The sequence below is a fragment of the Streptomyces malaysiense genome, assembly GCF_000980885.2.
Classification (GTDB): Bacteria; Actinomycetota; Actinomycetes; order Streptomycetales; family Streptomycetaceae; genus Streptomyces; species Streptomyces malaysiense.
On record NZ_LBDA02000012.1, the window covers coordinates 368,044 to 393,948 of the forward strand.

The window sequence follows — 25,905 nt, forward strand, 5'->3', positions numbered from 1 at the left end:
TCGTGCTGCTTCGTGCTGCTTCGTGCTGCTTCGTGTCTGGCGCTGTCCGGTGCCCGGCGTGCGTGTGTTGCCTGTCGGGGTGGGGGTGTCAGGCGGCGCTCCTGGCTTCCTGCCTGCGCTGGGCGATGGCTGCCTTGTCCGGTTCGCGGAGGCTCCATACGACGCGGAGTCGGCCGAGTCCCATCAGGAGCCAGCCGCTGAGGTCGGGTTCCCACCAGGTGACGCCGTGCCGGTAGGAGCCGGGGAAGGCGTGGTGGTTGTTCTGGAGTCCCTCGCCGAAGGTGAAGAGGGCGACGGGCCAGTTGTTGGCGCTGCGGTCCTCGTTGTCGAAGGGGCGTCCGCCGAAGGCGTGGCAGACGGAGCCGACGCACCAGGCGGCCTGGTTGGCCACGAAGATCCGGGCGAGGCCGCCGAAGACCAGTCCGCCCACGAGTGCCATGGGGGTGCGGACGATCGCGAAGTCGATCAGGGCGGGGATCGCGAGGCCGGCCAGGACCCACTGGGGGTAGGTGCGGTTGAAGAACATCAGCCGCCGGCTGCGCAGTACGTCGGGTCCGAACACGGTGACCTTGCTGGCCTCGGGGCTCAGCATCCACGGCATGTGCGCGTACCACAGGCCGCGCATACGGGCCTTGAACGCCCAGCCGTGGAGGTTGGGGGAGTGGGGGTCGCCCTCCTGGTCGCTGAAGCGGTGGTGGCGGCGGTGGGTGATGACCCAGAACATCAGCGGGCCCTGCGCGCCCACCGACCCGGCGATCATCATGACCGCCTCGAAGACGGGCGAGGTCTTGAAGGCCTTGTGGGCGAGATAGCGGTGGAACCCCACGGTGATGCCGAACATGTGCACGAAGTACATGGCGGCGAACAGCCACAGGTCGGTCGCGGTGTAGCGGCCGGTCCACAGCAGGTATCCGGCGGCCGCGGTTCCGATCAGCGGCAGGGTCATGGTGGTCAGGGCGGAGAACCGCTTGATCCGCAGGCTGACGGGATCGAGCCTGACGACTGCGTTCGCGGCCGCGGTCGCGGACATCGTCAACTCCCTTCCTCTCGTTCCGAGACGTGATGCGAGACATGCGCGGACTGCTCCGGCGCGGACTGCTCCCGGGCGCGCCCGGGTTGGTCGTCCGGTGTGGGTGTGGACGGGTCTGGTGTGCGCCCGCTCCGCTCTGTGGCGGCGCTGTCAGGGCGCATCCGTTCGGGGTAGCGGGCGTCGCGGACGAGGCCGACGGCGTCGAGTGCGCGGATGACGGCTCCGGTGGGGTCGATCTGGAGGAGGGTGTGCCGGTTGTGGGCGAGGGAGGGCCGGGCGTGGTGGTTGTTGTGCCAGGAGCCGCCCACGGAGATCGCGGCCAGCGGCGCGACGTTGCGGCTGGTGTCGCGGGTGCGGTAGGGGCGCGCGCCGACGGTGTGGCCGATGGAGTTCACGGCCCACGTGACGTGGTCGAGGAGGAAGATCCGGGCGAGTCCGCCCCACAACAGTCCGCCGATCGCGCCGTGTGCGGTGCCGCCGGTCAGGAGCCAGCCGGCGAGTGCGGGCAGGGCGAGTCCGGACAGTACCCAGAGGAAGTAGTACTGGTTGAGGCGCATGACGAGCCGGTCGCGGACCATGTCGGGGGCGCGTCGGGCCCAGTCCTGGCGTTGGACCGTGAAGAGCCAGCCCACGTGTCCGTGCCAGAATCCGCGCAGCCGTCCGGCGAGCCCGGGGCCCAGCGCGCGCGGGGAGTGGGGGTCGCCGTCGCGATCGGTGAAGGCGTGGTGCTGGCGGTGGATGGCGACCCAGAACACGACGGGGCCTTGCGCGGCCATGCTTCCGGCGATGGCCCACGCGGTGGTCACGACCGGGCCGGCGGCGAAGGAGCGGTGGGAGAAGAAGCGGTGGAAACCGCCCTCGACGCCGAGGGAGGTGATGGCGTACATCACCACCAGGAGGAACGCGTCGGTCCAGGTGAAGCCGTAGCGTACGGCGAAGACGATCGCGGCCGCGGTGCCCAGGGTGGGCACGCCGACGGTGACCCAGGCAAGTCTGCGGGCCCCCCGGTCGACCTGTGCCGGTGCCGTGGTGCGGGGCAGTGCCCGGCCCGCGTCCGTCCGGGCGCTGCTCATGACACGCCCGCCGGTGCGCCCGCGGGTGTGCCGTTCGGTGCCGGGGCGGGAAACGTTCTGAGGGTGCCGTCGAGGTAGGCCTTGCGGGTGTCGCGGCGGCGGACCTTGCCGCTGGTGGTCATCAGGACGGTTCCGGGGGGTCCGATGTGGACGCGGCCGGGCCGTACCCCGTGGTCCTCGGTCACCGCGGCGGTCATCCGCTGGAGGAGTTCCTTCTCCTGGGCGGCGAATTCCGCGGCGGTCCCGCGGAATTCGGCGACCAGGACGACTTCCTCCTCGTCGCGTGTCTCGCTGCGTACGGCGAACGCGGCGATGCGGCGCAGGTCCTGATGGGCGCGCAGGACGGAGTGTTCGATGTCCTGGGGGTGGAGATTGCGGCCGCTGATGACGATGAGGTCCTTCAGACGTCCGGTGACGAAGAGTTCCCCGTCGAGGAAGAAACCGAGGTCTCCGGTGCGCAGATAGGCACGGTCGTCGGTGGTGCCGGCGGGGCGGGCGCCGAAGGTCTCGGCGCTCAGTTCGGGGCGCGACAGGTAGCCGGCGGCCACATTGGCACCGTGGACCCAGATCTCGCCGATCTCGCCGTCGGTGAGGGGCATGAGGGTGTGCGGGTCGACGATGATCACGTGGTGGTTCTCGGCGACGACTCCGCAGCTGACGACTTCGACCACGTCGGAGGCCGTGGTGCCGGGGGCGGGGACGCGGCGGGCGTGGCCCCTTTCGAGGGCGTCCTTGTCGAGGAGCTCGGTGCGGATGGTGTCGGCCGCCTCGGGTTTGCCGGAGACGAACAGGGTGGCTTCCGCGAGCCCGAAGCAGGGGATGAGGCTGCCGGCGTCGAACCCGACGGGGGCGAACCGCTCCTCGAAGCGTTCCATGGTGTTGCCGGAGACGGGTTCGCTGCCGCAGAACACCTGCCGCAGCCGGCTCAGGTCGAGGGTCGCCAGCTCCTCGTCACCGATGCTCTGGGCGCACAGGTCGAACGCGAAGTTCGGGCCGACCGAGATGGTCACCTTGTGGTCGGTGATCGCTTTGAGCCACCGGTAGGGGTCCTGCACGAAGTGGATGGGGGAGAGCATCACCAGCGGCCAGCCCCCGTGCACGGCGAGCATGATGGTGCCCATCAGGCCCATGTCGTGGTACGGCGGCAGCCAGGAACAGCCGACGCGGTCCTCTTCGTATCCCATGTGGGCGTCCAGGACACGGCAGTTGCTGAGCAGGTTCGCGTGGGTGAGGACGATGCCCTTGGGGTCGCCGGTGGAGCCGGAGCTGTACTGGATCAGTGCCGGCTCCACCGCCCGCGACGGCACCGGGCTGTCGTCGGGCAGCTGGTAGAAGTCCGCCTCGGGGAAGATCCACTGGGGGCGTTCGGCGGCGGGGGTCAGCTGCTGGTGGAACTGCTCGACCTGTCCGGCGAAACGGGGGTCGGTCAGGACGGCGCGCGGCGCGCAGTCGTCGAGGACGGACAGGAAACGGGCGGTGGCGCGCCGCCCGAACGGGGGGAAGCAGGGTACGGCCGTGCAGCCTGCCTGCATGATGCCGAACAGTCCGGCGACGTAGTCGAGTCCGGGGTCGAGGGCGAGGACGATGTGGCCCTGGGTGAGGCCGCGGGCGTGGAGGTGGGCGGCGACCGCCCCGGCCCGCTTCGCGAGTTCGCCGTAGGTCCAGTCGACGGGGTGGTCACCGGTCCCGTCGGGCAGGAAGCGGAAGGCGAGCCGGTCGGGTGTCTGCGTCGCGCGGTGTTCGAGGACGTGCACCAGCGAGGTGCGGGCGGACGGTGGCAGCGGTCTCACAGGAATACGGCCTTTCGGGTCGGTCTGCGTGTGGGACACGTGCGTGATCTGTGTGCGGCACCGGGAACGCGCGGGTCGGCGGCACGTGGACGCGAGGGCCCGTGGCGGCTCGGCACCTGGGCGCGTGGACGTACGGGTCCGTGGCGTGCGGACACGTGGGTCCGTGGTGAGCAGGTGCCGGCGGACGGGCGCGGGGGGTGTGTCAGACGGCGCGGACCACGCGCAGTTGCTGGGCGCTGCCCAGGTGGGTGCCGTCGGCGCCCCAGGCGTCGACCTGCTCGTCCACCCATCCGTCGGGACCGGCGGCGCGGGTGGTGGCCCGCAGCAGGATCCAGGGGGAGGCGGCGCCGGCCAGTCCGGGGCCTGGGCGCACGGTCAGTTCGACGGTGGGCACGACGGCGAGGGCGGACAGGACCGCCGCGTAGGAGGGCGCGAGCGCGTCCATCAGCAGGACGAAGCGCAGCAGGTCGGGGGCCTCGTCGTCCTCGACCAGCCGCACCCACGCGATCAGTTCGGGCTCCGGGCCGCCGGCGTAGGGGCGGGCCGTGCCGACGGGACGGATCTCCATGCTGGTGGCGATGGGCACGAACTCCGCCGGGATGGCGAACACCTCGCACTCCTCGGGCCCCGGCGCCGCGGGAGGAGCGGGGCTGACGGCCTGCCAGGTGCTCTCACCGCGGCGGGCGAACACGGCGGACGCCTCGATCGCGGTGCCCTTCTCGCTCTGCGCGTGGGCGCGTACCACGCTCAGGGTCCGTCCGGCGCGCACCAGGGAGCTGCCCACGGTGAAGCCGGGGTCGACGGGCCGGTCGAACCGGCCGGTGACGCTCTGCAGTTCGAGTCCCGGCGCGTGTTCACGCATCGCGGAGGTCAGCAGGGCGAGGGCGAGACCGCCGTGGAACCCGCCGAAACCGCGCAGATGCGCGTCCGCCTGCAGCCACCCGTTCACCGGTTTTCTCAGGAGGGCTCCCGGTGTCGCCCCGTCAGTGTTCAGCATGCGAAGACAGCGTCCCGTTCGAGTGTGTAGGGAAAGGAAGGGAGTGCCCTACGGCCGCCCGCAGCCTGTCGGAGGGGCGGGGCCGTACGGGGTGCCGGCCGGGCGGGCTGTACAGGAGCCCGCCCGGCCGGGCCGGGATCAGCCGAAGAACGCGGACAGCTCGGCCGCGACGGTCTCGGGCTGCTCCTCCACCATGTAGTTGCGGGTGTTCTTGACCTCGACGACGCGCACATCGCTGCCGCAGGCGGGCAGCACCCGGTTCATGTAGTCGAAGAACCCGCCGTAGGCCAGGCCGAGCACGGGCACGGACAGCTTGCCGTAGCCGCGGAAGTCGTCGATGTCCTGCTGGTAGGCCTGGAACCAGGCCTGGCTGGAACGGATCGCCTCCGGGGTGTCGTACGCGTGCGCGTACACATCCCGGTCCGCGGGCAGGACGGCGTCGGGGTTGACCAGGCTCAGGCCGAGCATGTAGTCGACCATGACGCGGTAGCGGCCGGCGAGTGCCTTCTCGGGGAAGCCGGGCACGATGTTGAAGGCGAGCCACCAGCGGTGCGGGCCCGGGTCCTCGGGCTTCGGCATCAACCGGAACTGCTGGTAACTGTCGTCGATGTGCGTGGTGTTGATGATCGCGAGACGCTTGGTGGCCGCCTCGTGGTTCGCGGCGTAGGCGAAGGCGACCATGGCGCCGATGCCGTGCCCGGCGATGTTGATCCGCTCGTACCCGAGGTGCTCGGCCAGGGCCCGGATGTCAGCCGCCATGCTCTTCTTCTCGTAACCGGCCTCCGGACGGCTGGAGCCGCCCATGCCGCGGATGTCGACCGCGACGACCCGGTATCGCTCCGCGAGCACCGGCATCACCTTGCGGTACTCCCACCAGGTCTCCGGCCAGCCCGGCAGCAGGAACAGCGGCTCGCCCCGCCCGCCGGTCACATAGTGCAGCCGCACCCCGTTGACGTCGGCGTACTCGCTGGTGAAGTCGCCTTCGAGTGATGCCGCGAGTTCTTCGTCGGACCGTACGTTCGTGCCCATCAGTGTGCTCTCTCCCTCGTCTCCGTGGTGCGGGCGGCCCTTCCGGGGGACGCCCGCAGAGGGGCCGCCGCGGCGGCCCCGGATGGCGCGCCGCTCAGCCGGCCGTGACCGGCAGCCGGCCGTGGCCGCGCTGGACGATCTGGTCGCGGAACGTCGCCTCACCGGCGAGCCGCAGTCCGGGCAGCCGCCGCAGCAGCAGCGGTACGACCGTCTCCGCGGACATCCGGGCCAGCGCCGCGCCCAGGCAGAAGTGGGCGCCGCCGCTGAAGGTGAGCGGGCTGTTGTCGGTGCGGGCGGGGTCGAAGACGCCCGGATCGGTGAAGCGGCGCGGGTCGCGGTTGCCGGCGGCGATGAGCAGGGTCAGCGGTACGCCCTTGGCGACCTTCACGCCGAAGAAGTCCAGGTCGCGTGAGGCGACGCGGTTCAGGATCTGGGCCGCCGGCTCGAAACGCAGTGTCTCGTCGGTGAAGCCCGCCGCGAACTGTGCGTCGGTGCGCAGCCGTTCGGCTTCGGCGGGGTGCTCGACGGCGAGGCGGACCATGTTGCTGAGCAGGTCCTGCGGTGCCTCGGTGGCGGCGACCAGCAGCAGCATGAGGTTGGCGACCAGTTCGGTCTCGCTCAGTTCCCCGCCTTCGTCGCGGGCCGCGACGAAGGCGCTGGTCAGGTCGGCTGCGGGCCGGGCGCGCCGGCGGGCGACCAGGTCGCCGAAGTAGACGGCGAGGCGTTCCATCGCCGCGTCCCCGGCGCTCAGCTGGCCCATGTCGCGGATGGGTTCCAGGGTCAGCGTGATGTCGCCGACGTCCGCGCGGAACGCGTCGTGGTCCTCGTCGGGGATGCCGAGCAGTTCCCCGATGACCCCGACGGCCATCGGGAAGGAGAACTCCGCGACCAGGTCGACCGGTTCCCCGCCCGCGGCGAGGCGGGCGACGCGCTCGACGGTGTTCGCGGCCCGGCGTTCCACCAAGGGCCGCCAGGCCTCCACGCTGCGCGCGGAGAAGGCGCTGGAGAAGAAGCGTCGGTAGCGCTCGTGGTCCGGGTCGTTGGAGAACAGCATGTTCTTCGTCAGCCACGACCAGGAGGCGTGTTCGCGCCAGCCGGGCAGCTTGCCGTCCTGGACGGCGGCGTCGGTCGACAGCAGGTCCACCTCGCGCAGTGCCCGCGCGCATTCGGCGTGGCCGGTGACGAAGAGGTGGGCTCCGCCCACGTCGACGACCGGTCCGTGGGCACGCATCTGCTCGTACAGCGGGTAGGGGTCCTGCTTGCCCTCGAAGGACAGCAGACGGCCCATCACGTCGATCGGATCTGCCATGGTTTCGGTGGGACTCACTCTCACTCCGGGTATTCGACGGCAGCCGGGCATGCGGTGCGTGCGGTACGGGGGTGTTCTTGCGCGGTACAGGGCGAGTTCGGAAAATTCCGGTGGTACGCGGTGCATCAGCGTGTCCGAGGCAGGTGATCCGGCCGGGCACGTGGTTCGCGGTGCAATGGTGCAGAGCCCGAACTCAAAGGGCTCTCTGTACTCGTCGTACTCGGTCGAGTTGGAATGTCCAACTCGATTGTTCGAGCGACAATAACAATCTTCGTCGCCCCCGGGCAATCCCTACGATCAGCGGATACGCAAGAGTTACGCGCCGGTAAGGTCGCGTCCGCCGGGAATGTGTATCGAGGGCATGAAGTCGCTTCGTGGGGCCGTGAACACTCCTACGGAATAAGGCGGTCCGTATCCGTGGAAGCCGAGACACCGTTGTCATCGACCCGCTCCGGCATTGTGTGGCGTACGCCATGTCTCCACGTTTCGAACGGATGCCACGGTCGTGAATCCCCGCGCCCTCCATGGACCGAACACCCCGCGCGAAAACGGAATTCGATACTGCGGTTCCGGAAAAGGCTGACGGCCGGTCAGATCCATGGATCTGACCGGCCGTCGGACACGGGCCGCCTGGCCGGCTCGGAGCGGCCGGGGTTTGCCGCCCTCACTCGCCGTCACCGCCCCCACCCCGTGGGCGTGGGCCGTGACGGCCGCCGCTCACGCCCCGTCGGCCGCCTGGGCGGGCTCGGCGGACTCGGCCGCGCGGGGGGTCTTGCCGACGCTGCCGACGAAGAAGCAGGCGATCGCGGCGGCCGCGGTGGCCCCCAAAGTCATCTCCCAGCCCCGGTCGAAGGAGTGCACCTGGTGGGCGGTGGAAGCGCCCATGGTGGCGACCAGGAGCGAGATGCCGAGGACGGTGCCGGCCTGGCGGGCCATGGTGATGACGCCGGAACCGGTGGAGAAGCTCTGCGGCGGCAGACCGGAGACACCGGCGCTGATCAGCGTGGGCAGGGTCAGGCCGACGCCGATGCCGGTGAGCAGCATGCCGGGCAGCATCCCACCCGCGTACCCGGCGTCCGGCTCGAGGAACGTGAGCCACCAGGCGATGCCCGCGCCGAAGACGACGCACCCGGTGAAGGCGACCACGCTGGAGCCGAAGCGATGGATGACCGGCCCGATGCTCATGGCCAGCGCGGGCGGCAGCAGGGTCCCGGGGAAGATCGCGAGCCCGGTCCGCACCGCCGACCAGTGCCACACGTCCTGGCACCACAGCACGGTCGACAGCAGCATGGCCGCGAAGGCGACGGCGAACAGGACGTTGGAGAACGAGGACGGACTGAAACCGCGGAACCTGAACAGCGGCAGCGGCAGTACCGGCGAGGCGTGACGGGCGGAGCGCACCGTGAACCAGACCAGCAGCAGCACTCCGACCACCAGGGCGCCGATGAACCTCTCCGACGCCCAGCCCCAGTCGTCACCCTTGACCAGGCCGAGCGCGACCAGGGCGATGGCCACGGTCAGCACGACGGCACCGAGCACGTCCGCCCGCGGCAGGTCCCGCGACGGCACGCGCGGCAGCACCCGCAGGCCGCCCAGCAGCGCGGCCACACCGATCGGCACGTTCACCAGGAAGACCCAGTGCCAGCTCAGATCGGTCAGCAGCCCGCCCAGCACCGGACCCAGGGCACTGGCCACACCGCTGATCGCCGTCCACCCGCGCACCGACGCGAGACGCTTCTCCGGCGGGGCGGTCGCCAGCAGCAGACCCAGCGAGGAGGGGATCAGCATCGCCGCACCGACCGCCTGCAGCACCCGCGCCCCGACCAGGAACCAGATCCCCGGCGACAGCGCGCACAGCGTCGAAGAGAGCGTGAAGAGCACGATGCCGGACAGATAGGCGACCCGAGGATTGACCCGGTCCGCGAAATTGCCCGCCGGCACCAGCAGCGCCGCGAACACCACCGCGTACGCGTTCAGCACCCACGACAGGGACGCCAGTGACGTCCCCGAGAACTGGCGCCCGATGTCCGGCAGCGCCACATTGACGATGAACACGTCCAGGTTGGCCATCGCCACCCCGGCGGCGATCACCGTGAAGACCACCCCGAGCCGCGGTCGTTCCTCCGGGGGACTGAGGGTGTCGGCGGTCCGGCCGTCAGGGAGGCTCATGTTCGTCCCATCTCAGTTTGGAATTCCAACTCACTTGCGCAGTGAAGCTAGCAACGAACGAACGCACAGGGCAACGTCCACCAGCGCGCTGTGACGCGTACCTCTTCCAGCACGTCAGACATCCCCGGCACGAACGATGACACCCCGTCAGACGGCGAAGGCCACCATGACGAACACCACAACTCATCTACCGGGCACCCTCGTTACCCGTCACCACGGCTACCGGCTACCGGCTACCGGCCATCGGCCACCAGTAACTCCCGGTACGAGAACCGCTGAAGGTCCGTCGGTACCCCCGTTCGTGGTTCTCGGCGGATGCGGTGCCTGCCTGACTCACCGCGTCCAGGCATGCAGCGGCTACCTTGTCGAGCACGCGGGATTCCGCCTGCGCATCGACCCCGGACACGCCACGCTGCCACGCCTGCCCGACCGCGGCAGCGTCGACGCCGTTCTGATCAGCCACGGGCACCCCGATCACCGCGCCGACCTCGACGCCTGGTGCGTGCCCGCGGACTGAGCGACGCGCCCCCGCCGGTACTCCCCCCGGGCCGCTCGTCATCACGGACAAAGGCGTCGCCTTCAAGGAGTTCGAGGACGGTCAACGACGCACCGAAGGGGCAGTCAGTCGGACCTGGAACAGCATGGTGGACGCACCTTCAAGGGCATCGCTGTCCTCGGCCGGCGAAACGGCCTCTCCGGGCAGCGTTCACGAGCGGTCGGTGGCGGGTCCGGGCGGGCCTGCCACGCCGATGCGTGCTTCGTCGCCCTCGGGGTGTACCCGGTTCGACGGCGCCTCGGCATCGTTCACCAGGCGGCTGCCGGCTGCCGGCTGCCGCCTGCGAACGCGGCCGCGATCCGCGCCTCGGCCTCGTCATGGGGTACAGGTCCTCAGGGAGCCGGCGAGGGTGTCGATGGTGACCCGGTCCGTCTGCACGGCCGACGGACCAGCCGGTGTGAACCGGGCGCCGGCCGCGAGCGACCCGGTGCGGAAGTACGCACATGCCGGCCCGATGCGCAGGCTCTTGCTCTCTGCGCAGGTCACGCGCTCAACGTAGCGTGCAGGTCGGACAACCCCTCTTCGCCCATCCGGCATCGGAACCACTCGTCTAGTCGTCCTGGGGGTGCGGGCCGTGCTGGAGGAGAGGAGCGGCCGGTTCGCGGGGCCGTCCGTGCTCGGGACGTGGCCGGCCGAGTTCGTCCGAGACGGTGCCGGGTTTGGTGTGGAGCACTTCGCGGGCCTGGTCCGCGGCGCGGGTGAGGTTCTCGGAGACGAAGTCGAGGAAACGGCTGATGTTTTCCAGGCGGTTCGCGGCCGGGGTGCCGGGGACGAGGATGCCGATGCCCTGGCGCGCGGTCCGGGCGACCTGGGCGGTGGCGCGGGCGCTGGCGATCATGGACTGGTACCAGACGTCGTCGTCGATGGAGTAGCGCTCGCGGCGGCGTTCGTCGCGCTCGCGGCGGACGAGGTCCTGGCTCTCCAGGAAGGCGATGGCCTTGGAGACGGACGCCGGGCTGACCTGGAGGCGCTGGACGAGTTCGGAGGCGGTGAGGGTGCCCGCGTCGCTGACGCACAGGCAGGCCATCACCCGGGCCATCATCCTGGGGGTGCCCGACTGCATGAAGACGGTGGTGAGCGTCTCTTCGTACTCGCGTACCGCCCCGGCGTCGCGCCCGTAGGCCTGCTGCGGTGTCCGCGGCCCTCGGGGCGCGGGCTGTCGGCGACGCTGGGCGCGGCGTTCGGTGGCGCGGTGGGCCAGGTCGGCGCGGTATGCGGTGGGCCCGCCGTTGCGCATGACCTCGCGGGTGACGGTCGAGGTGGGGCGCTCGAGCCGCCGGGCGATCTCCGCGTAGGCGAGGCCGTCGGCGAGGCCCAGTGCGATCTGCTGGCGTTCGGGCTGGGTGAGCCTGCCTCCCGGCATCGCGGTCTCCTTCGTGCTCGACGGAACCGCCAGCATAGCGTTCACTCTTGACTCATTGCAACGAGTGCCCTGGTGTTCGTTGCATTACCTGTCAGATCGACGCAACGATATCCCAGCCTTGAGCTGCGCATTCTCACGTGAGGCGCAACAAGTGCATTGCCTGACTGGTAAACGCAACATAGCGTTTCTCATGTCGGAAACCTGAAGAGAAGCCGGAGATCATGATGCAGAAGTTCGACACCCCCGCCCCGATCACCGCCGTCCTCACCGTCCCCGCAGGACGCGTACAGTTCATCGCCGCCGACCGGGCCGACACCACGGTCGAGGTCCTCCCCGCCCAGGTGTCCAAGGCCCGCGACGTGAAGGCGGCGGAGCGCACCACCGTCGAGTACACCGGTGGTGTCCTGCGTATCGACACCCCGGCGGGGAACCAGCACCTCGGCCCCACCGGGGCCATCGAGGTGACGGTCAAGCTGCCCGCCGGCTCCCGTGTCGATGCCAGGAGCGCCGGTGCCGAACTGCGCACCGTCGGCCGCCTGGGCGACGTCACCTTCGACGGCGCCTACCGCCGGATCAAGCTGGACGAGACCGCGAGTCTGCACCTCACCGCCATCGACGGCGACATCGAAGTCGGCCGTCTGGGCGGACCCGCGAAGATCGACACCACACGAGGCGACATCCAGATCACCGAAGCCACCCACGGCACCGTCGTCCTGCGCACCCAGTCCGGCGACATCACGGTCGGCGCCGCTCCCGGCACCTCCGCGGCCCTGGACGCCGGCACCGCCCACGGCCGCATCGACAACACCCTCCGGAACGACGGCACGCCCCGACTCGACATCCGCGCCACCACCTCCCACGGCGACATCACCGCCCACAGCCTCTGAACAGCCACGCCCAGGGCACCAGTCGGGTCGGCGGTTGCTGTGGCGCTGGTTTTCGGGGGTGAGGTCGGTGTGTCGGCGGGGGCGTTTCGGGGTGTGGGGGGTCGGGGCGTGTGTTCAAGGCCGGCGCGTCAACTCCCGGGTGGACAGCACCGCCGTCAGAAGCGCCGTGTCGAATGGGGACCCGATGGCGAGCTGGGCGGTGTTGGCGTAGGAGTTCAACGCCTTCTTGGTCATACGCAGCGCCAGTGGTGAGCGCCGGGTGAGGGGTTTGGTCCATTCTTTGATGGTGGGGTCGAGTCGGTCCTGGGGTACGACTTTGTTCAGCAGGGACAGCTCTTTCGCCGTCGGCGCGTCGAAGGCGGCGCAGGTCAGGAGGAGTTCGCGGATGCGGGGTTGTCCTCCTTCGCGCAGGAGGCGGGGGAGGATTCCGCCCCACGCGGGTGGGACACCGAGCCCCAATTCCGGCATGCGGAAGCGGCAGTTGTCCGCTCCTACTCTGAGGTCGCAGAGTACGGCGAGTCCCAGGCCGGCTCCGATCACTTGTCCGTGGAGCCGTGCGATGGTCACCAGCTCGGTTCCCCTGAGGGCGTCGCAGAGGCGTTCCGCCTTGGTCAGGAGCGCGCTGAGCGCTTCGCCCGTGGGATCCTCCGCGAGGAGCGTGGAGAACTCGGTGCGGTCTCCCCCCACGCTGAAGTCGTTCCCGGCACCGGCCAGTACGAGCACGCGGATACCTGGATCGGCCTCTGCGTGGAACAGGACGTCGAGGAGGTCGTCGAGAACTTGCCCTGATATGGCGTTGTCGGTTTCGGGGATGTTCAGCTGAACGGTGAGGACGGAGGATTCGAGGGTGACGAGGAGCGTCTTGTAGCTGTTGATGTTTCCGCTGCTTTCTTCAGGCTCTGCGCGTCGAGATGATCGTTCTTCAGTCGAGGGTCAGCTGCAGTGATGTCATGCGGCGGAAGGCGATGCGCGGTTCCCATCGGGGGGGAGTGCTGATACGCGGCCGTGCGTCCTGTTTCAGGAGCGAGTTGAGGAGAGCGGTCGCTTCCAGCCGGGCGAGGGCGTTTCCCAGGCAGTAGTGGATGCCTCCGCCGAAGCTGAGATGGGCCTGGGTCCGGTGGATGTCGAAAACATGGGGGTCGGTGTAGTGCTCCGGATCGTGGTGGGCCGCGCCCGTCATGAGCTGGACCATTTCTCCTTCGCGTACGAGTACGCCACCGACTTCGGAGTCTTTCGATGCCACCCGGCTGATCATGTGGATCGGGGCATCGTATCGGAGTGTCTCCTCGACCGCGCGGGGGACGTCCTCAGGGTGCCGGCGCAGCCATTCCCATGTGTGGGGGTGGCCGGCCAGCAGGCGTACGCTCGCGGACAGCACGTGCGAGGTCGTCTCCAGAGCCGCGAGAATCATGAACAGTGCGAGGGAGTGGACGGCGGCGTCGGCTCGGGCACGATCAGGCTCGGTGCTGTCCCAGGCCCGGAGCCAGGAAGAGATCGGGTCTTCCCCTGGATTTTTCCGGCGTTCCTGGACGGCTTCGGTGAAGTACTGGCGGAGCCGGGCCGTGGCGGCGTCGGAAAGAGCCAGTTGGCTTCGGGAGGGGAAGAGTTCCTGTGTGTGGACCTGGTCGTGGGTCAGCGTGCGCAGCAGTCCGTGATCCGCTTCGGGAAGTCCCATCCAATGCCCGATGGTCATGACGGGGAGTTCATCGGCGACGATCGAGCAGAATTCCGCCGGTCCCTGACGGGCTTCCTCGCGGAACCGGTCCGTGAGCCGATCCGCCGTTTTCTCTATGAATGGCCGCAGCCTGGCCAGTGAATGACGGTCGAAAATATTCCCGAGCGATTTCCGCGTCATCGTATGATCGGGAGGGTTCAGCATCGGAAGAGAGGCGGCCATCTGGCGTGAAGCGGGAGAACTCCAGCGTGCGGAGTCATCCTGGCTGAGACGCCAGTGCAGATCCGGAACCCGCCATGATCTGTCACGCAGGACTTGGTGGCAGAGCCGGTGGGAAGTCACCAGATAGCCTCCCCAGGGCGCCGGAAATACTTCGCCCAGTTTCCTGAGCTCCTGATAGGAGGCCAGGGGATTTGACTGTCCTCGGCTGGTGCGCAGGCGAGAGAACAGCGGGACAATTATGTGCCGGCTGGTGTTCGGGAGGGAAAGCGTTGACTCCACTATATGAGGCTCTCTCGTGAGAATGTGTTCATGACCTGTCGGTTCTGTGAGATTTATTTCGCGCTCCGCTGGAATCCTCCCGACAGGCATCACGGCCCGGCGTTCGGCCTGGCACCGATGCGTGGCCATGGAAGCCGGCGGAATGCGAGGCGTCCGTCTCTCGACGTGCCGGGGGAGGGGGGATTGGTCATCCACTGCGGACGGCCGGGGGTGCCCTTCGGGAAACCTTCACCCGGCCTGCGGCCCCGGACGTGAGAGGGGCCGGTTCGGATGCGAAATCACGAGTGGGCGATCGGGTCTCAAGGCTTTCGGGATGACCGACGATCGCGTCAGGGGCCGAACGGGACCTGCCCGCGGACCGGCGATGCGGAAAGCCCGCTGCCCGCGAGCGAAGCCCCGTCGAACCCCTCCTCCTGAACTCCCGCCCCGCCCGGAACCAAAGGCTTTCCGGATGCCCTCCATGGCACGCAACCGCTGCCTCCGCCTCACCCGATCCGGCTCTGTCATCTCGTTCACCATTTCCCACCGGCCTGCGGCGGTGCGGCCACTGCTCGGCTCTTGCCGGCGCAGTGAGCTGCGCACTGATTTCCTCGGCCGAGGATCCTGGATTTCGCTCCGCATCTGCTGATCGAATAGTGGGACATGACTTCCGGGTCGGTTTCGGTGTCACGTAGGAAACTCGACGTATGGTAACCCTCACCCTCGGTAGTGAAGCTGTCGGGAGGGAAGTAAAATTCGCAGATCGGACAAGTCTCGTATACGGGGAATATTTTCTCGATGGTGCACTATCTCCAGCTGAAAGGGGCGAAGTGGATGCAGGGAGCCTGGATTGCATTGCATGGATCCTCCTGTTGGCGACGTCGGTATATGACTTCTTCTCTCCGGCGGTGGATAAACCAGGAGTTGGTCCCTAAAAGCGTGTGGCGTGTCAGGACGCGTCCTTACGGAGCTTTGCTGGTGTCGGCGGTCCGGCAGATGTCCCGCGGCGGCCTGCCCGCCGCCCGGCAAGGGCGACGCGCGGCCGGAGAGCCTGGGAGGCCGGGGAACCCGGGGGGTCCGTCCGTATGAAGCGCGTCCTGTCCGACGTCGACGGCACGCCGATCGCCCCGGTGAGCAACCGGCCTCGGATCCGGGGGTCTGTGCTCAGCACCATGCCCCTGACAGGCCATCAGAACCACGACTCCGCCACGCTGGCGGTGACCTCGAGCCCGGAGGCGGGTCTCCCAAGGCACGTGCGGCGACGAAGCCCCGCGGAACGGGATGCTGCCGCCCCCGGCCACGCACAGCGTCGGTGGCGCCCTCCGGGTCACGCGCTCGGACGCGGAGCTTTTTCGGCGTGGCCAGTGAGCGTTTTCAGCGAGGCCGCTGACCGGTTGGCGGGGCGGTGTGAGGGCGGGGAGCGGGCGCACAACGGACGGGGCCCCGTGCCGTCGAGGGAGGTGTTCGACGTCTCAATCCGTCGGCGCAGCAGCCCTGTTGGCTCCGTATCCCGCCGCACTCGACACCCCACACGCCCTGGTCGAGTGGGCCACGATGCTCATCGTCACGCGCGAGGGTGACCGGCGGCGCAGATTCCCGCCGCACCGGCGTACGCTTGTCCCTCTCGTGTACCTGCGCCGTCACGACAGCCTCGCGAGTCGCGGCCGGTTTCGGGATATCCGTCGGCACAGCTGACGCCTACGTCACCGCCGTCACCGGCTTGCCGGCCGACCGGGCCCCGGGCCTGCCGAAGATCCTGCGAGATCCCGAACCCGATCTCGTCCTGCTCGGCGGGCCCCTCGTCGAGTGCGACCGCGTCGGTGACAGCCGTGCCGATTACTCGGCCAAGCATCGCCGGCACGGTGTGAACGTGCAGGCCGCCACCGACCCGGACGGGAACCTGCCGTGGACCTCGCCCGCCCTGCCAGGCCGCACCCACGACCTGACCGCGCCCCGCATCCACCGGATCATCCGAATCTGCGAACGCCAGGGCATCCCGGTCCTCGCCGACCGCGCCTGCACCGGCACCGGCGCCTGGGTCATCTCCCCTCCTCAATCGGCCGCCGGGCGGGGAGCTCACCTCCGCCCAGCGCACCGTCAACCGCGCCCTTGCTCAGGCCCGAGCGCCCGTCGGACGCGCCATAGCACGTCTGAAGTCCTGGCAGATCTTCCGCAGATCCCGTGACCGCCCTCGGCGGTCACCGGCAGCAGTTGAGGTTCGCGGCCGCGTTGTCCGGGGCGCGGCCGGCAGGCGGCCTTCTCCTGGCGGGACGTCTCATGACCGTACGCAGGCCGTCCGCATGCTGTACGCCGCAGCGTGCTCCGGGAACGCGGTCTGCGGGAACGCCGCCCGCCTGCCCCGCCGCACCGCTCCTTGGCGCTTTCCCCTTCCGTGCCTTCGCTGTCATGCTGCTCCTCCGCGCCGGGAGCGGGGGAGGGGACGACGCTCTCCGGGACGCCGGTCTCGATTGCGGGGAGGATCTCGGACCCGGCCGCTTTGCTCAGACCCGGTGCTCTGACCGGGAAGGCTCACCGGGTTGCCGGGACGTTGGACGGCACGCGACGACTTCCCGGCGGCGGAGATCCGCCCCCATGGGAACTTGAACCCAGGCACGGATGTCGGAGGGCAGGCAGGGAAGAGCCGCGGATACGCCTCGCCAGTGGTGATGTGTGGCTGGAACTGGCTCGCACCGGCGGCGACATCTGTCAGGTCGGCGCAGATTGCTGCGTGTGGCCGGCAGTTGACTTCACCGCGGATCTCCGTGCCGCCGAGGTCGTGGCCGTCGCGGCCCGCATGCTCTCTCGCTCGCGGACTCCGTCGGGTGCACGTTTCTCGGCGGTGGTGACTCCCGGCCGGAACAAATCCGCTGACGTTGACAGCGGAGCCCGCTGGGGACGGTTTCGTCTTCGTGGTGCGGCTGGTTCCCGGCGGCGACGACGTGTGCCGTGCGCAGATGGAGATCGACCCGATCGCCACGCGGGAACTCTGTGAGAGATTCACCGGACTGCACGCTGCGCTGATGTTCCGAGCGTCCGGAGCGATCTGGCCAGGCCACAGCCGATGAACCGGCGTGTACACCACGGCGTATGCCTTCCGCGCTGCGTATGCGGGCACGTTCCCGACGCTGCCCGGCCGGCACGCCAAGGTGCCGGACATCGTAATAGGCATGGCGTCACCACAGACAGACGCGCATAGGGCCCGGCTCTGCACGGTGCGGTCGGAATGGCTGGAGCCGGCGGTGGCGAACCGCCGAAGCGATCCGTAGCAGGCTTCGACCGAGTACGCCCCCGAGGCGCAGATCGGTAGGAGGCACGAGGCACAAGACGACCTTCATCTTTGCCCGGCGGCGGATGCCCACGGCCTTGTGCGCGGACCCGTGGTCCGGGATCACGTGCACGAGCGCGCCGTCGGCCCGGTCGCACGGAACGCTTCCGGTGCGGCAAGCGTGTTCGCGGCACTTTGCCTCCCGCGGTGGACGCCCTGCAGCATGTCGTGGCCGGCCAAGTAGCAGCCACAAAAGCGGCACACGCCCCGCCCTGGGCGCGGTGATCCGTGGCAGGCAACCGGGCGGGGTGCTTTTTCGCCGCCCGTGCCCGAGGCCCGCGCCCGCAGCCCGGCCTGAGTCCGCGGCGGTCCCGGATCCTGAGCGGGCCGAACTCACCGAAGGCGAAGATCCGACCCGACCCGAGCCGCCCTGACCCGAGCCGGGCCGCCGCGGCAGGGACCGCCGTCCCGGGCGGGTGATGTCGCCGCCCGCCCGGTCGCTTCAAGGCCGCCGCCCGCCGCCCGACTGCCGGCCGACGGCCGCCGCCGACATCGTCAGGCGCTGAACGCCCGGGTCGTCAGGCGCTGAGCGAGCCCTGCGCGCCCGCCTTCCGCGCGGGGGAGCGGGCATTCGCTCCGGCAGCCGTCCCGGACCCGGGATGCGCGTCGGCGCGGAGCCGGCCGGCGGACGACGGCTCGTGCCCGCCGAAGGCACGGCGGTAGGCGGCCGGCGACACCCCGAAAGCCGTTCTCATGTGCGCGCGCAGCGAGTTCGCCGTGCCGAACCCGGCCCGGTACGCGACCAGGTCGATCGGCAGATCGGTCGTCTCCAGCAACTGCTTGGCGAGCTCCAGACGCTGTGCGGTGAGCCACTGCACCGGGGTCTTGCCGACCTCGTCGCGGAACCTGCGGGTGAAGGAACGCAGACTCATCCGGGCATGCTCGGCGAGCCGGGCCAGGGTGAGCGGCTCGCCGAGGTGCTCCAGGGCCCAGGCACGGGTCGCGGTGGTGCTCGCGACGGTGGGTTCGGGGACCGGACGGTCGATGTACTGGGCCTGCCCGCCGTCCCGCCAGGGCGGCACCACACACATGCGGGCGGCCCGGTTCGCGGCGGCGGCCCCGTGGTCACGGCGGACCATGTGCAGGCACAGATCGACACCCGCGGCAACTCCCGCGGAGGTCAGCACGTCGCCGTCGTCGACGAAGAGGACCTCCTCGTCGAGCTTGACCTCGGGGTAGACCCGGCGGAACTCCGGGGCGAGGTTCCAGTGGGTGGTGGCCGGACGGCCGTCGAGCAGCCCGGCCGCGGCGAGGACGTAGGACCCGGTGCAGATGGACACCAGCCGGGTATCGGGCCGGATACCGGCGATGGCCGCGGCGACCTCGGCGGGCAGTGGTCCGCCACGGCTCAGTTCGGGCATGGCGTGCGTGGGCGGGACGATCACGGTGTCCGCCGCCGCCAGGGCCTCGGGTCCGGCCGCGGGCTGGACCGTGAAGCCGGCGTCACTGGGCACGGGTGCACCGTCGGCCGTGCAGACGGTGACCTCGTACAGCGGGCGGCCCCCGGCGTCCTGCACGCTGCCGAAGACACGCGAGGGGATACCGAGCTCGAACGGCGGGACTCCCGGCAGCGCCAGCACGGCGATCCGGTGCCGCCGCGGAACGCCGTCCGCGCGTCCGGGCCCGCTCTCCGTCACCGCCCACCGCGTGCCACCCATGGCCAGATCCTGTCACATAGTGGCCGTACGGCCAACACCGTGACGGATCACGCCGGCCCATCCTGGACTGCGTCGCGCCGACAACCGTCCGGCGCGAACCGGAATCGAGGCGAACAACAGTGGACAACGGCGAAGGGCGAGGAAAGACGATGCGCACGGTGGTCGTGGAGCAGTGGGGCGGGGCCGGGAACCTGGTCGAGCGCGAGACCCGCCGCCCGGAACCGGGACTCAACGAGGTCCTGGTCCGGGTACACGCGGCCGGGGTCAACCCGGTGGACTGGAAGACACGTGCGACCGGGGCCCTCATCGAGTGGGGCCCGGTACCGGCGGTCGGATGGGACGTGTCCGGCACCATCGAGGCCGTCGGCCCCGGTGTGGGCATGTTCCGCCCCGGTGACGAGGTCTTCGGAATGCCGTCGTTCCCCCGCCAGGCCGGCGCCTACGCCGAGTACGTGGTCGCACCGGCCCGGCATCTCGCCCCCAAGCCGACGACCCTGACCCACGTGGAGGCGGCCGCCCTGCCACTCGCGGCGCTCACCGCCTGGCAGGCCCTCGTCGACACCGCCGGTCTGCGCCCCGGCGAGCGGGTGCTGGTGCACGCGGCCGCCGGCGGAGTCGGCCACCTCGCCGTACAGATCGCCAAGGCCCGCGGCGCGCACGTCACCGGCACGGCCAGCGCCGCCAAGCACGACCTGGTACGCCGGCTCGGCGCGGACGAGGTGATCGACTACCGCACCGTGCGGTTCGAGGACGCCGTGAGCGACATCGACGTGGTACTGGACGGACTCGGCGGAGAAACAGCCGAGCGGTCCCTGAAGGTTCTGCGGCCCGGCGGCCGGCTGATCACCCTGCCGGGCCCGGACGACGTCCCCGCAGCCCAGGACGGAGTGCGGGCGCAATGGCTCCTGGTCGAACCCGACCACTTGGGCCTGCGTGAGATCACCGCCCTCGTGGAGCAGGGTGCCCTCAAGCCCGTGGTCGATACCGTCCTGCCACTGGCCGAGGCCGCGAAGGCGCACGAGATCGGCGAACAGGGCCGCACCACCGGCAAGATCGTACTGACGGTCGCCTGAGCCCCACACCTGATCAGCCTTCGCTCCGGTGCCAGAGGCCACAGTTCTCCACCCCGGCGCCCGGCGACCACCGGGACCCGCGCGGCACACGACTCCACCCCCGTGCCCGATCTGACCGGTGTCAGCGGCCCTCTCCCGTACCGTCCCCACACACAAGGACGAGGCCGCCTCAACCGGCACACCCAACTCGTCCGCATGGATGTCGCTGTAGGCGAGCGGGAGTGGTCGTCGTCGGCGGTGTGCAGGTAGCTGTGGCCGAGGTTGGAGCGGCCGTGACGGATGCGGGGCCGTGCGGGGTCGCGCTGTGCGGAGCTGTTCCGGCTGCTCTGGGCTCTGTCGTGGGCCTTGTGGACCGCCGCCGTCGGGACTGTTGTCCAGCTTCTTGATGTCGACGTGGACCAGTTCGCCGGGCCGGTCGCGTTCGTAGCGGCGGACCACGTGGCCGGTGGCCCGGTCGGTTCGGCGGCCAGTTCCGGGCACGACCAGCGGGCCAGGGGTACGCCGGTCTCGGCCGGGAGCTGGCAGACCGGGGCCTTGGCCTCGGCGACCTGCACGGGAGTGAAGCGGGCGGGGCGCCCGCTGCGCTTGCGGTCTGCCAGGGCCGACAGCCCGCCGTGGGCGAACCGGCCGCGCCAGGTCCGCACGGTGTCTATGTGCAGCCCGGTCTCGCGGGCGATGCGTGCGTTGGACCGCCCGCGCGCCGCGTGCAGTACCACCTGGGCCCGTACCCGCAGCCGGTACTCGGTCTTGAGGCCGAAGGCCATCGTCTGCAGTCTCTTGCGCTCGGCTGCGGTCGGGAATATCGGGCCGGCAGTGGTCATGGGCATGGCGGGAAGGTCGGCCCTCGGAATCAGCCCGTCAGCGCCGGAGGTCGGCCAAGTCCTGCTCGGTGAGGCTGAGATCGGCGGCGGCGAGATTCTCCTCCAGGTGATCGGGTGATCCGGTGCCTGGAATCGCTAGCACCGACGGGGACATCGCCAGCAGCGAGGCGATCGCCGCCTGTGCGATGGTCGCGCCGAGGCGCGCTGCGACCTTGCGGAGCCGCTCCGTGTGGGGCGGCTCTCCACCGCCGCCGAGCGGGAAGTACGGCACGTAGGCGATACCCGTTTCCTGACATGCGGTCAGCAGCGCCATGTCACCAGTGTGACGGTTCTGCACCGCCGCGACGGGCGCGATCGCCTTCGCCTCGGCGAACTGGGCGGCGTCGACGTTGCTGACACCCAGATGCCGGATCAGCCCCTGAGCGCGGAGTTCGGCGAGCACCTGGAACCGTTCGGCGATCGACTTGCCACCCGGTCCGCCCATCCCGCCGACGCGCAGATAGACCAGGTCGAGCCGGTCCAGCCCGAGAGAGCGCAGATCCGCCTCCACCAGGCCGCGCAACTGCTCAGGTGTCGCTTGTTCACTCGGCAGACCCTTCGGACCACGCAGCGGGCCGACCTTCGTCGCGATCACCAGGCCGTTCCGGTACGGCGTCAATGCCCTACGGATCAGCTCATTGGCCTGCACCGGCCCGCGGCCGTAGAAGCCGGCCGTGTCGATGTGGTTCACACCAAGCTCCACGGCGCGCCGGAGCACCCTGATGCCGGTCTCCGGCGCTCGCACCGGGCCGTCGAAGGTCCCCATCGCCAGGCGCATCGCACCGAAGCCGAGGCGATTGATGGTCAGATCCCCGCCGAGGGAGAAAGTCTTGATCGTCATGAGGCCCATGCTGTCCGCCCCCGGCCACGCCCCGCGAACGCGTGGCAGCTTGCTGCCAGACTGGAGCAATGCGGAAAGAACAGGTGTTCTCCGTCCGAGGGGACGCAGAGCTGATCACACGCGCCGGGCACCTCTTCGAGTCTGCGCAGGCCGAGTTTCTGTGCGGCGCCCGGGACCTCAGGACCTGGTCGCAACCGCAGGCCAGGGCAGCGATCCGCAACCGGATGCGAGCCACGGACTCGACCGGCTTCACCTCCCGCAAGCTGCTCAGCCCGGTCGCCCTCGCCGACGAGGAGGACCGCGCGCACCTGCGGATGGTGCAGCGCAAGGGCGCTGCCGTCCGGATCAGCAGCTCGCCGATGCCGCACGAGACCATCCTCATCGACCGGCGCGTGATGATCCTCGCCGGCCGGCACACCCCCACCGGCCGCGAATACACCGTCACGACGTCACAGCCCCTGGTCGACGGCGTCCACTCGCTGTTCCAGGCGATCTGGGACACCGCCACCGATCTCAACACCTACCTGCACAGCAACGCCCCACACCTCGACGCAGACGGACGCTTGATCCTCCAAACACTCGCATCCGGACTCACCGACGCATCGGCTGCCAAACGCCTCGGCATCTCGCTTCGCACCTACCGGCGGCGCGTGGCCGACCTGATGGCCAAACTCGAGGCCGACTCCCGATTCCAGGCCGGGCTACGGGCAGGCGAACTGGGCATACCTCGCAAAAAATAGTGATCGCCCCTCGTCAGCGCCCCAGGCGCAGATGTCGCAAGTCAACCACCATGTCAAGCCCCGAAGGATTTAGGGGGCGATACGGGAGTTGATCTGGCTTTCGCAACTTACGTTGGGTGAGGTTCGCTGATCGCGGAGGCACCGGATGTCCTACGGCCGGGTCTGGGCGAACAATCCGGGTTCGAGCTCGTGGAGGATACGGCGGGCGACGAGACGCTTGGACTTGGAACGGACGCCTTCGATGTTTTTTCGGCAGAAGGCCGAGCTCGAGGGCTTCGCACAGGTCACGTGCCCGCAGAGTGCTGTTTCTGCGGGGTGTGCCAGCTGGTTGCGGGTAGTGCCGATCAGGCGCCGAGTCGCCCTCTCATAAGCTAGCCCCGCACAGCAACCGCCAGCCGGGACAAGGGGATCAGTGTGGGAACGTCCGGGACAGCAGGCAGTGCCGGGGCCGCACACGGAGCCGCGGACCCGAGCCCCACTCCGCCCCCCGCACCACCACGCGCGCTGAACTCCCTGCTGTGGGCGTTCACGGTTCCGTTGGTGGCCGTGGTGGGCGCGGTCCTCGCCCAGTTCCCCTGGCACTGGATCGGAATCGCCATCGTGGTCATCGCAGGGTTCACCGCCCCCATCGTGGCCGGAGGCGCGTGGAACCGCGCGGGGGCAGCGACCCTCGCGGCTGTCACCACGTTCGCGCTCGGGCTCTTCGCGGGGCCCACCCTGTACGAGACCTACGTCAAGCTGTACGGCGAGAAGGCCGACGCCTTGGTCGCCGACACCGCGAAGTACGAGAACGCCAGGAGGAACAACGAGCGCAACGTCTGCCGCGTGGTGGACACCTCGGGCAAGGTCCAGGACCTGTCCGAACAGCAGAACTGCCACGGTCAGTTCAAGCCGGGGCAGCACATCATCCTGTACAAGGATCCGCTCGGCGTCCTCGAGCCGTGGGCCGAGGCCACGGACGACCGCAGTTTCAAACCCGTCAACCTATCGGCCACCGGCGGCCTGTTCGCCGCCACCGCCGCGACGCTGTTCTACGCCGGGATGCGGCGGCGCTCGGACCAGGAGATGGACGCGAAAAAGCTTCGCAAGTACGGCCCCCCGCGGCGATCGGAGCCGTAAGACGCCATCCGCTTTCCGAACGCGATCGCTTGGTTCGGGCTGGGTGGGCATGAACTGCGGCTGACGGCGGGAGAGATGCGGACGGTTCGCTCGTGTCGCTTGTGGAGGTGGCTGGTGCCGTCGGTGCTCGGTCTGCTGGAGGCTCGGGAGAAGAAGGTGCGGGAAGAGGTCGCACGGTTGCAGGAGGAGGCCGAGCGGGTGCAGGCCGCGCTCGGCGAGGCGGAACGCGCGCTTCAGCGTCTGGTGGATGCCCGTGCAACGGTGACCGAGGTACTGGCCGAGCCGCCGGCCGCGGTGGCGGAACCAGTGCGGAGTGAACCGCCCCGTGTCAGGTAGAGACTCGATTCCGTGAAAGGATCGAGTCATGGCACGACCCTCCCGTTATCCGCTTGAGCTGCGCCGTCGCGCGGTGCGCGTGGTCGCCGAGGTGCGCGACGACTACCCGAACGAGACGGCCGCCCTGCAGGCGGTGGCGGACAAGCTCGACATCGGTTCCCGCGAGACGCTGCGGAACTGGGTTAAGCAGTACGAGATCGACGCGGGGCAGCGTCCAGGGACGACGACGGAGGAGTCCGCCCAGCTCAAGGCGTTGAAGAAGGAGAACGCCGAGCTGAAGCGGGCGAACGAGATCCTGAAGGCCGCCGCGGGTTTCTTCGCGGCCGAGCTCGACCGGCCACATACGCGCTCGTAACGTTCATCGACGAGCACCGGGACCGCTTCGGCGGCGTCGAGCCGATCTGCAGGACGCTCACCGCACACGACTGCGGGATCGCCCCTTCCACGTACTACGCCCACAAGAAACGCCTCGAAACTCCCTCTGCCCGTTCCGTGCGCGACGAGGAGCTCAAGGAGAAGATCAAGGAGGTCTACACGTCCAACTACCGTGTCTACGGGGCCCGGAAGATCTGGCGCGAGCTGAACCGGCAGGGACACGCGGCGGCCCGCTGCACCGTCGAGCGCCTGATGCGCGAGCTCGGCATCCAGGGCGCAGTGCGCGGCAAACGCGTCATCACCACGATCCCCGGCGGACAGGCCGAGCGGGCCCCGGACCTGGTCGACCGCGACTTCGTCGGCGGCGCCCCGAACCGCTGCTGGTTAGCCGATTTCACGCACGTGAAGACCTTCGCCGGCGTCGTCTACGTCGCGTTCGTCGTGGACACCTTCTCGCGCCGGATCGTGGGCTGGTCGGCCGCCGCGGTGAAGGAGACGGTGTTCGTACTGGACGCCCTGGAGATGGCGATCTGGCAGCGCGACCGTGACCAACATCCCATCCAGCCGGGCGAGTTGATACATCATTCGGACGCCGGGTCGCAGGGCGGATTCAACTGGTCGTCGCAACACCTCGTGACCAGCGAGGTGTTGGATGGTGCGTTGTCAGCAAGCGGCCGATCGGGCGGTGCGCCCGAAGTTGCGGTCCCCTGGGCATCCGAAATTCCAGCGTCATATCGAAACGGCGTTCTGGGACGAAATCGCCAAGGGTCTTCTCGCCGAGGAAGCGGCCGGGGTTGTCGGCGTGGCGCCGGCGGTGGCGAACCGCTGGTATCGACAGTGTGGCGGCATGCGACCGTTCGATCCGAAGCCGCCTTCGGGCAGGTACCTGTCGTTCTCTGAGCGGGAGGAGATCGCGCTCCTCAATGCCCAGGGCAAGGGCGTGCGCGAAATCGCTCGGCAAGTCCGCCGCGATCCGGGGACGATTTCCCGGGAGTTGCGACGCAACGCGGCCACCAGGGGCGGGAAACGCGATTACCGAGCGTCGGTCGCGCAATGGAAATCGGTCATGGCTGCACGCCGCCCGAAGACGTCGAAGCTGGTCGCCAATCCGCGGTTGCACGCCTACGTTCAGGAGCGGCTGTCCGGACAGATCAGCGCGCCATGCGGAACGGCGATTGCAGGACCGGCGACGGGCGCGTGGACGGGGCGGAACAAGCCGC

Annotated in this window: 21 protein-coding genes and 4 pseudogenes; 10 read left to right on the forward strand and 15 right to left on the reverse strand. The window is 69.5% G+C overall.

Going from position 1 to position 25,905, the window contains the following annotated elements:
- Nucleotides 1-88: 88 nt before the first annotated feature.
- From VT52_RS07365 to VT52_RS07395, 7 genes are all read right to left on the reverse strand, one after another.
- Nucleotides 89-1,030: an acyl-CoA desaturase gene (locus tag VT52_RS07365; protein ID WP_046421831.1), complete on the reverse strand. Its 942-nt coding sequence runs from the start codon at nucleotides 1,028-1,030 to the stop codon at nucleotides 89-91.
- Nucleotides 1,031-1,032: 2 nt separating this feature from the next.
- A complete protein-coding gene (locus VT52_RS07370; protein ID WP_079174893.1) occupies nucleotides 1,033-2,103 on the reverse strand; it encodes an acyl-CoA desaturase in 1,071 nt (356 codons plus the stop codon).
- Entirely contained in the window at nucleotides 2,100-3,893 is a 1,794-nt protein-coding gene (locus VT52_RS07375; RefSeq protein WP_046421833.1) for a fatty acyl-AMP ligase, read from the reverse strand. The genes VT52_RS07370 and VT52_RS07375 overlap by 4 nt, the downstream gene beginning before the upstream one ends.
- Before the next feature lie 202 nt (nucleotides 3,894-4,095).
- The gene (locus VT52_RS07380) at nucleotides 4,096-4,890 is read right to left on the reverse strand and encodes a thioesterase family protein (protein ID WP_240509670.1); all 795 of its coding nucleotides are present in this window, start codon (nucleotides 4,888-4,890) and stop codon (nucleotides 4,096-4,098) included.
- Between the two features lie 138 nt (nucleotides 4,891-5,028).
- Entirely contained in the window at nucleotides 5,029-5,919 is an 891-nt protein-coding gene (locus tag VT52_RS07385) for an alpha/beta fold hydrolase (protein WP_046421834.1), read from the reverse strand.
- Between the two features lie 94 nt (nucleotides 5,920-6,013).
- Entirely contained in the window at nucleotides 6,014-7,228 is a 1,215-nt protein-coding gene (locus VT52_RS07390) for a cytochrome P450 (RefSeq protein WP_046421835.1), read from the reverse strand.
- Nucleotides 7,229-7,945: 717 nt separating this feature from the next.
- A complete protein-coding gene (locus tag VT52_RS07395) occupies nucleotides 7,946-9,397 on the reverse strand; it encodes an MFS transporter (RefSeq protein ID WP_046421837.1) in 1,452 nt (483 codons plus the stop codon).
- 301 nt (nucleotides 9,398-9,698) lie between these two features.
- On the opposite strand from VT52_RS07395, the gene VT52_RS38645 reads away from it, so the two are divergent.
- Entirely contained in the window at nucleotides 9,699-9,914 is a 216-nt protein-coding gene (locus VT52_RS38645; RefSeq protein WP_046421838.1) for an MBL fold metallo-hydrolase, read from the forward strand.
- Between the two features lie 354 nt (nucleotides 9,915-10,268).
- Here the strand turns inward: VT52_RS38645 and VT52_RS37850 are convergent, their stop codons facing one another.
- Together VT52_RS37850 and VT52_RS07405 are read right to left on the reverse strand one after the other, a co-directional pair.
- On the reverse strand, nucleotides 10,269-10,439 hold the full coding sequence (locus VT52_RS37850; RefSeq protein ID WP_167377661.1) for a hypothetical protein: 171 nt from the start codon (nucleotides 10,437-10,439) through the stop codon (nucleotides 10,269-10,271).
- A gap of 64 nt (nucleotides 10,440-10,503) precedes the next feature.
- Nucleotides 10,504-11,316, reverse strand: coding sequence for a helix-turn-helix domain-containing protein (locus VT52_RS07405; protein WP_046421873.1), 813 nt, complete (start codon nucleotides 11,314-11,316; stop codon nucleotides 10,504-10,506).
- Between the two features lie 224 nt (nucleotides 11,317-11,540).
- Between VT52_RS07405 and VT52_RS07410 the strand changes: the two genes are divergently transcribed.
- On the forward strand, nucleotides 11,541-12,203 hold the full coding sequence (locus VT52_RS07410; protein ID WP_046421875.1) for a DUF4097 family beta strand repeat-containing protein: 663 nt from the start codon (nucleotides 11,541-11,543) through the stop codon (nucleotides 12,201-12,203).
- A 114-nt stretch (nucleotides 12,204-12,317) separates the two neighbouring features.
- Here the strand turns inward: VT52_RS07410 and VT52_RS07415 are convergent, their stop codons facing one another.
- Together VT52_RS07415 and VT52_RS07420 are read right to left on the reverse strand one after the other, a co-directional pair.
- Nucleotides 12,318-13,079, reverse strand: coding sequence for an enoyl-CoA hydratase/isomerase family protein (locus VT52_RS07415; RefSeq protein ID WP_046421839.1), 762 nt, complete (start codon nucleotides 13,077-13,079; stop codon nucleotides 12,318-12,320).
- Nucleotides 13,080-13,125: 46 nt separating this feature from the next.
- The gene (locus VT52_RS07420; protein ID WP_338059181.1) at nucleotides 13,126-14,082 is read right to left on the reverse strand and encodes a cytochrome P450; all 957 of its coding nucleotides are present in this window, start codon (nucleotides 14,080-14,082) and stop codon (nucleotides 13,126-13,128) included.
- Between the two features lie 1,773 nt (nucleotides 14,083-15,855).
- On the opposite strand from VT52_RS07420, the pseudogene VT52_RS35360 reads away from it, so the two are divergent.
- Nucleotides 15,856-16,556, forward strand: a pseudogene (locus tag VT52_RS35360) (transposase family protein); the annotation flags it as partial.
- A gap of 1,645 nt (nucleotides 16,557-18,201) precedes the next feature.
- Here the strand turns inward: VT52_RS35360 and VT52_RS07430 are convergent.
- On the reverse strand, nucleotides 18,202-19,341 hold the full coding sequence (locus VT52_RS07430) for a GlxA family transcriptional regulator (protein WP_079174895.1): 1,140 nt from the start codon (nucleotides 19,339-19,341) through the stop codon (nucleotides 18,202-18,204).
- 149 nt (nucleotides 19,342-19,490) lie between these two features.
- Between VT52_RS07430 and VT52_RS07435 the strand changes: the two genes are divergently transcribed.
- Nucleotides 19,491-20,414: an NADP-dependent oxidoreductase gene (locus VT52_RS07435; RefSeq protein ID WP_046421843.1), complete on the forward strand. Its 924-nt coding sequence runs from the start codon at nucleotides 19,491-19,493 to the stop codon at nucleotides 20,412-20,414.
- 328 nt (nucleotides 20,415-20,742) lie between these two features.
- Here VT52_RS07435 and VT52_RS36775 read toward each other — a convergent pair.
- From VT52_RS36775 to VT52_RS07445, 3 genes and pseudogenes are all read right to left on the reverse strand, one after another.
- Nucleotides 20,743-20,893 (reverse strand): annotated as a pseudogene (locus VT52_RS36775) (IS481 family transposase); the annotation flags it as partial.
- Between the two features lie 42 nt (nucleotides 20,894-20,935).
- A pseudogene (locus VT52_RS35365) lies at nucleotides 20,936-21,241 on the reverse strand (helix-turn-helix domain-containing protein); the annotation flags it as partial.
- 31 nt (nucleotides 21,242-21,272) lie between these two features.
- The gene (locus VT52_RS07445) at nucleotides 21,273-22,115 is read right to left on the reverse strand and encodes an oxidoreductase (RefSeq protein WP_046421877.1); all 843 of its coding nucleotides are present in this window, start codon (nucleotides 22,113-22,115) and stop codon (nucleotides 21,273-21,275) included.
- A gap of 68 nt (nucleotides 22,116-22,183) precedes the next feature.
- On the opposite strand from VT52_RS07445, the gene VT52_RS07450 reads away from it, so the two are divergent.
- From VT52_RS07450 to VT52_RS35370, 6 genes and pseudogenes are all read left to right on the forward strand, one after another.
- Nucleotides 22,184-22,855 (forward strand): helix-turn-helix domain-containing protein, encoded by a 672-nt coding sequence (locus tag VT52_RS07450; RefSeq protein ID WP_046421846.1) that lies wholly within the window; start codon nucleotides 22,184-22,186, stop codon nucleotides 22,853-22,855.
- A gap of 540 nt (nucleotides 22,856-23,395) precedes the next feature.
- Nucleotides 23,396-23,974, forward strand: a complete 579-nt coding sequence (locus VT52_RS07455) for a hypothetical protein (RefSeq protein WP_046421847.1) — start codon at nucleotides 23,396-23,398, stop codon at nucleotides 23,972-23,974.
- 114 nt (nucleotides 23,975-24,088) lie between these two features.
- Nucleotides 24,089-24,310, forward strand: coding sequence for a hypothetical protein (locus tag VT52_RS07460; RefSeq protein WP_240509671.1), 222 nt, complete (start codon nucleotides 24,089-24,091; stop codon nucleotides 24,308-24,310).
- A gap of 28 nt (nucleotides 24,311-24,338) precedes the next feature.
- The gene (locus VT52_RS07465) at nucleotides 24,339-24,665 is read left to right on the forward strand and encodes a transposase (protein ID WP_046421848.1); all 327 of its coding nucleotides are present in this window, start codon (nucleotides 24,339-24,341) and stop codon (nucleotides 24,663-24,665) included.
- 5 nt (nucleotides 24,666-24,670) lie between these two features.
- A pseudogene (locus VT52_RS37495) lies at nucleotides 24,671-25,276 on the forward strand (IS3 family transposase); the annotation flags it as partial.
- Nucleotides 25,277-25,337: 61 nt separating this feature from the next.
- On the forward strand, nucleotides 25,338-25,905 hold a 568-nt coding region (locus VT52_RS35370), incomplete at its 3' end, for a helix-turn-helix domain-containing protein (RefSeq protein WP_143070846.1).

What these genes read in the sequence shown, in the direction of transcription:
- VT52_RS07365 (WP_046421831.1), bottom strand. Translation starts at nt 1,030, where the DNA reads ATGTCCGCGACCGCGGCCGCGAACGCAGTCGTCAGGCTCGATCCCGTC.
- VT52_RS07430 (WP_079174895.1), bottom strand. Translation starts at nt 19,341, where the DNA reads ATGGGTGGCACGCGGTGGGCGGTGACGGAGAGCGGGCCCGGACGCGCG.
- VT52_RS07450 (WP_046421846.1), top strand. Translation starts at nt 22,184, where the DNA reads ATGCGGAAAGAACAGGTGTTCTCCGTCCGAGGGGACGCAGAGCTGATC.
- VT52_RS07380 (WP_240509670.1), bottom strand. Translation starts at nt 4,890, where the DNA reads ATGCTGAACACTGACGGGGCGACACCGGGAGCCCTCCTGAGAAAACCG.
- VT52_RS07445 (WP_046421877.1), bottom strand. Translation starts at nt 22,115, where the DNA reads ATGACGATCAAGACTTTCTCCCTCGGCGGGGATCTGACCATCAATCGC.
- VT52_RS07435 (WP_046421843.1), top strand. Translation starts at nt 19,491, where the DNA reads ATGCGCACGGTGGTCGTGGAGCAGTGGGGCGGGGCCGGGAACCTGGTC.
- VT52_RS07420 (WP_338059181.1), bottom strand. Translation starts at nt 14,082, where the DNA reads ATGCTGAACCCTCCCGATCATACGATGACGCGGAAATCGCTCGGGAAT.
- VT52_RS07395 (WP_046421837.1), bottom strand. Translation starts at nt 9,397, where the DNA reads ATGAGCCTCCCTGACGGCCGGACCGCCGACACCCTCAGTCCCCCGGAG.
- VT52_RS07390 (WP_046421835.1), bottom strand. Translation starts at nt 7,228, where the DNA reads ATGGCAGATCCGATCGACGTGATGGGCCGTCTGCTGTCCTTCGAGGGC.
- VT52_RS07405 (WP_046421873.1), bottom strand. Translation starts at nt 11,316, where the DNA reads ATGCCGGGAGGCAGGCTCACCCAGCCCGAACGCCAGCAGATCGCACTG.
- VT52_RS07410 (WP_046421875.1), top strand. Translation starts at nt 11,541, where the DNA reads ATGCAGAAGTTCGACACCCCCGCCCCGATCACCGCCGTCCTCACCGTC.
- VT52_RS07370 (WP_079174893.1), bottom strand. Translation starts at nt 2,103, where the DNA reads ATGAGCAGCGCCCGGACGGACGCGGGCCGGGCACTGCCCCGCACCACG.
- VT52_RS07465 (WP_046421848.1), top strand. Translation starts at nt 24,339, where the DNA reads ATGGCACGACCCTCCCGTTATCCGCTTGAGCTGCGCCGTCGCGCGGTG.
- VT52_RS07385 (WP_046421834.1), bottom strand. Translation starts at nt 5,919, where the DNA reads ATGGGCACGAACGTACGGTCCGACGAAGAACTCGCGGCATCACTCGAA.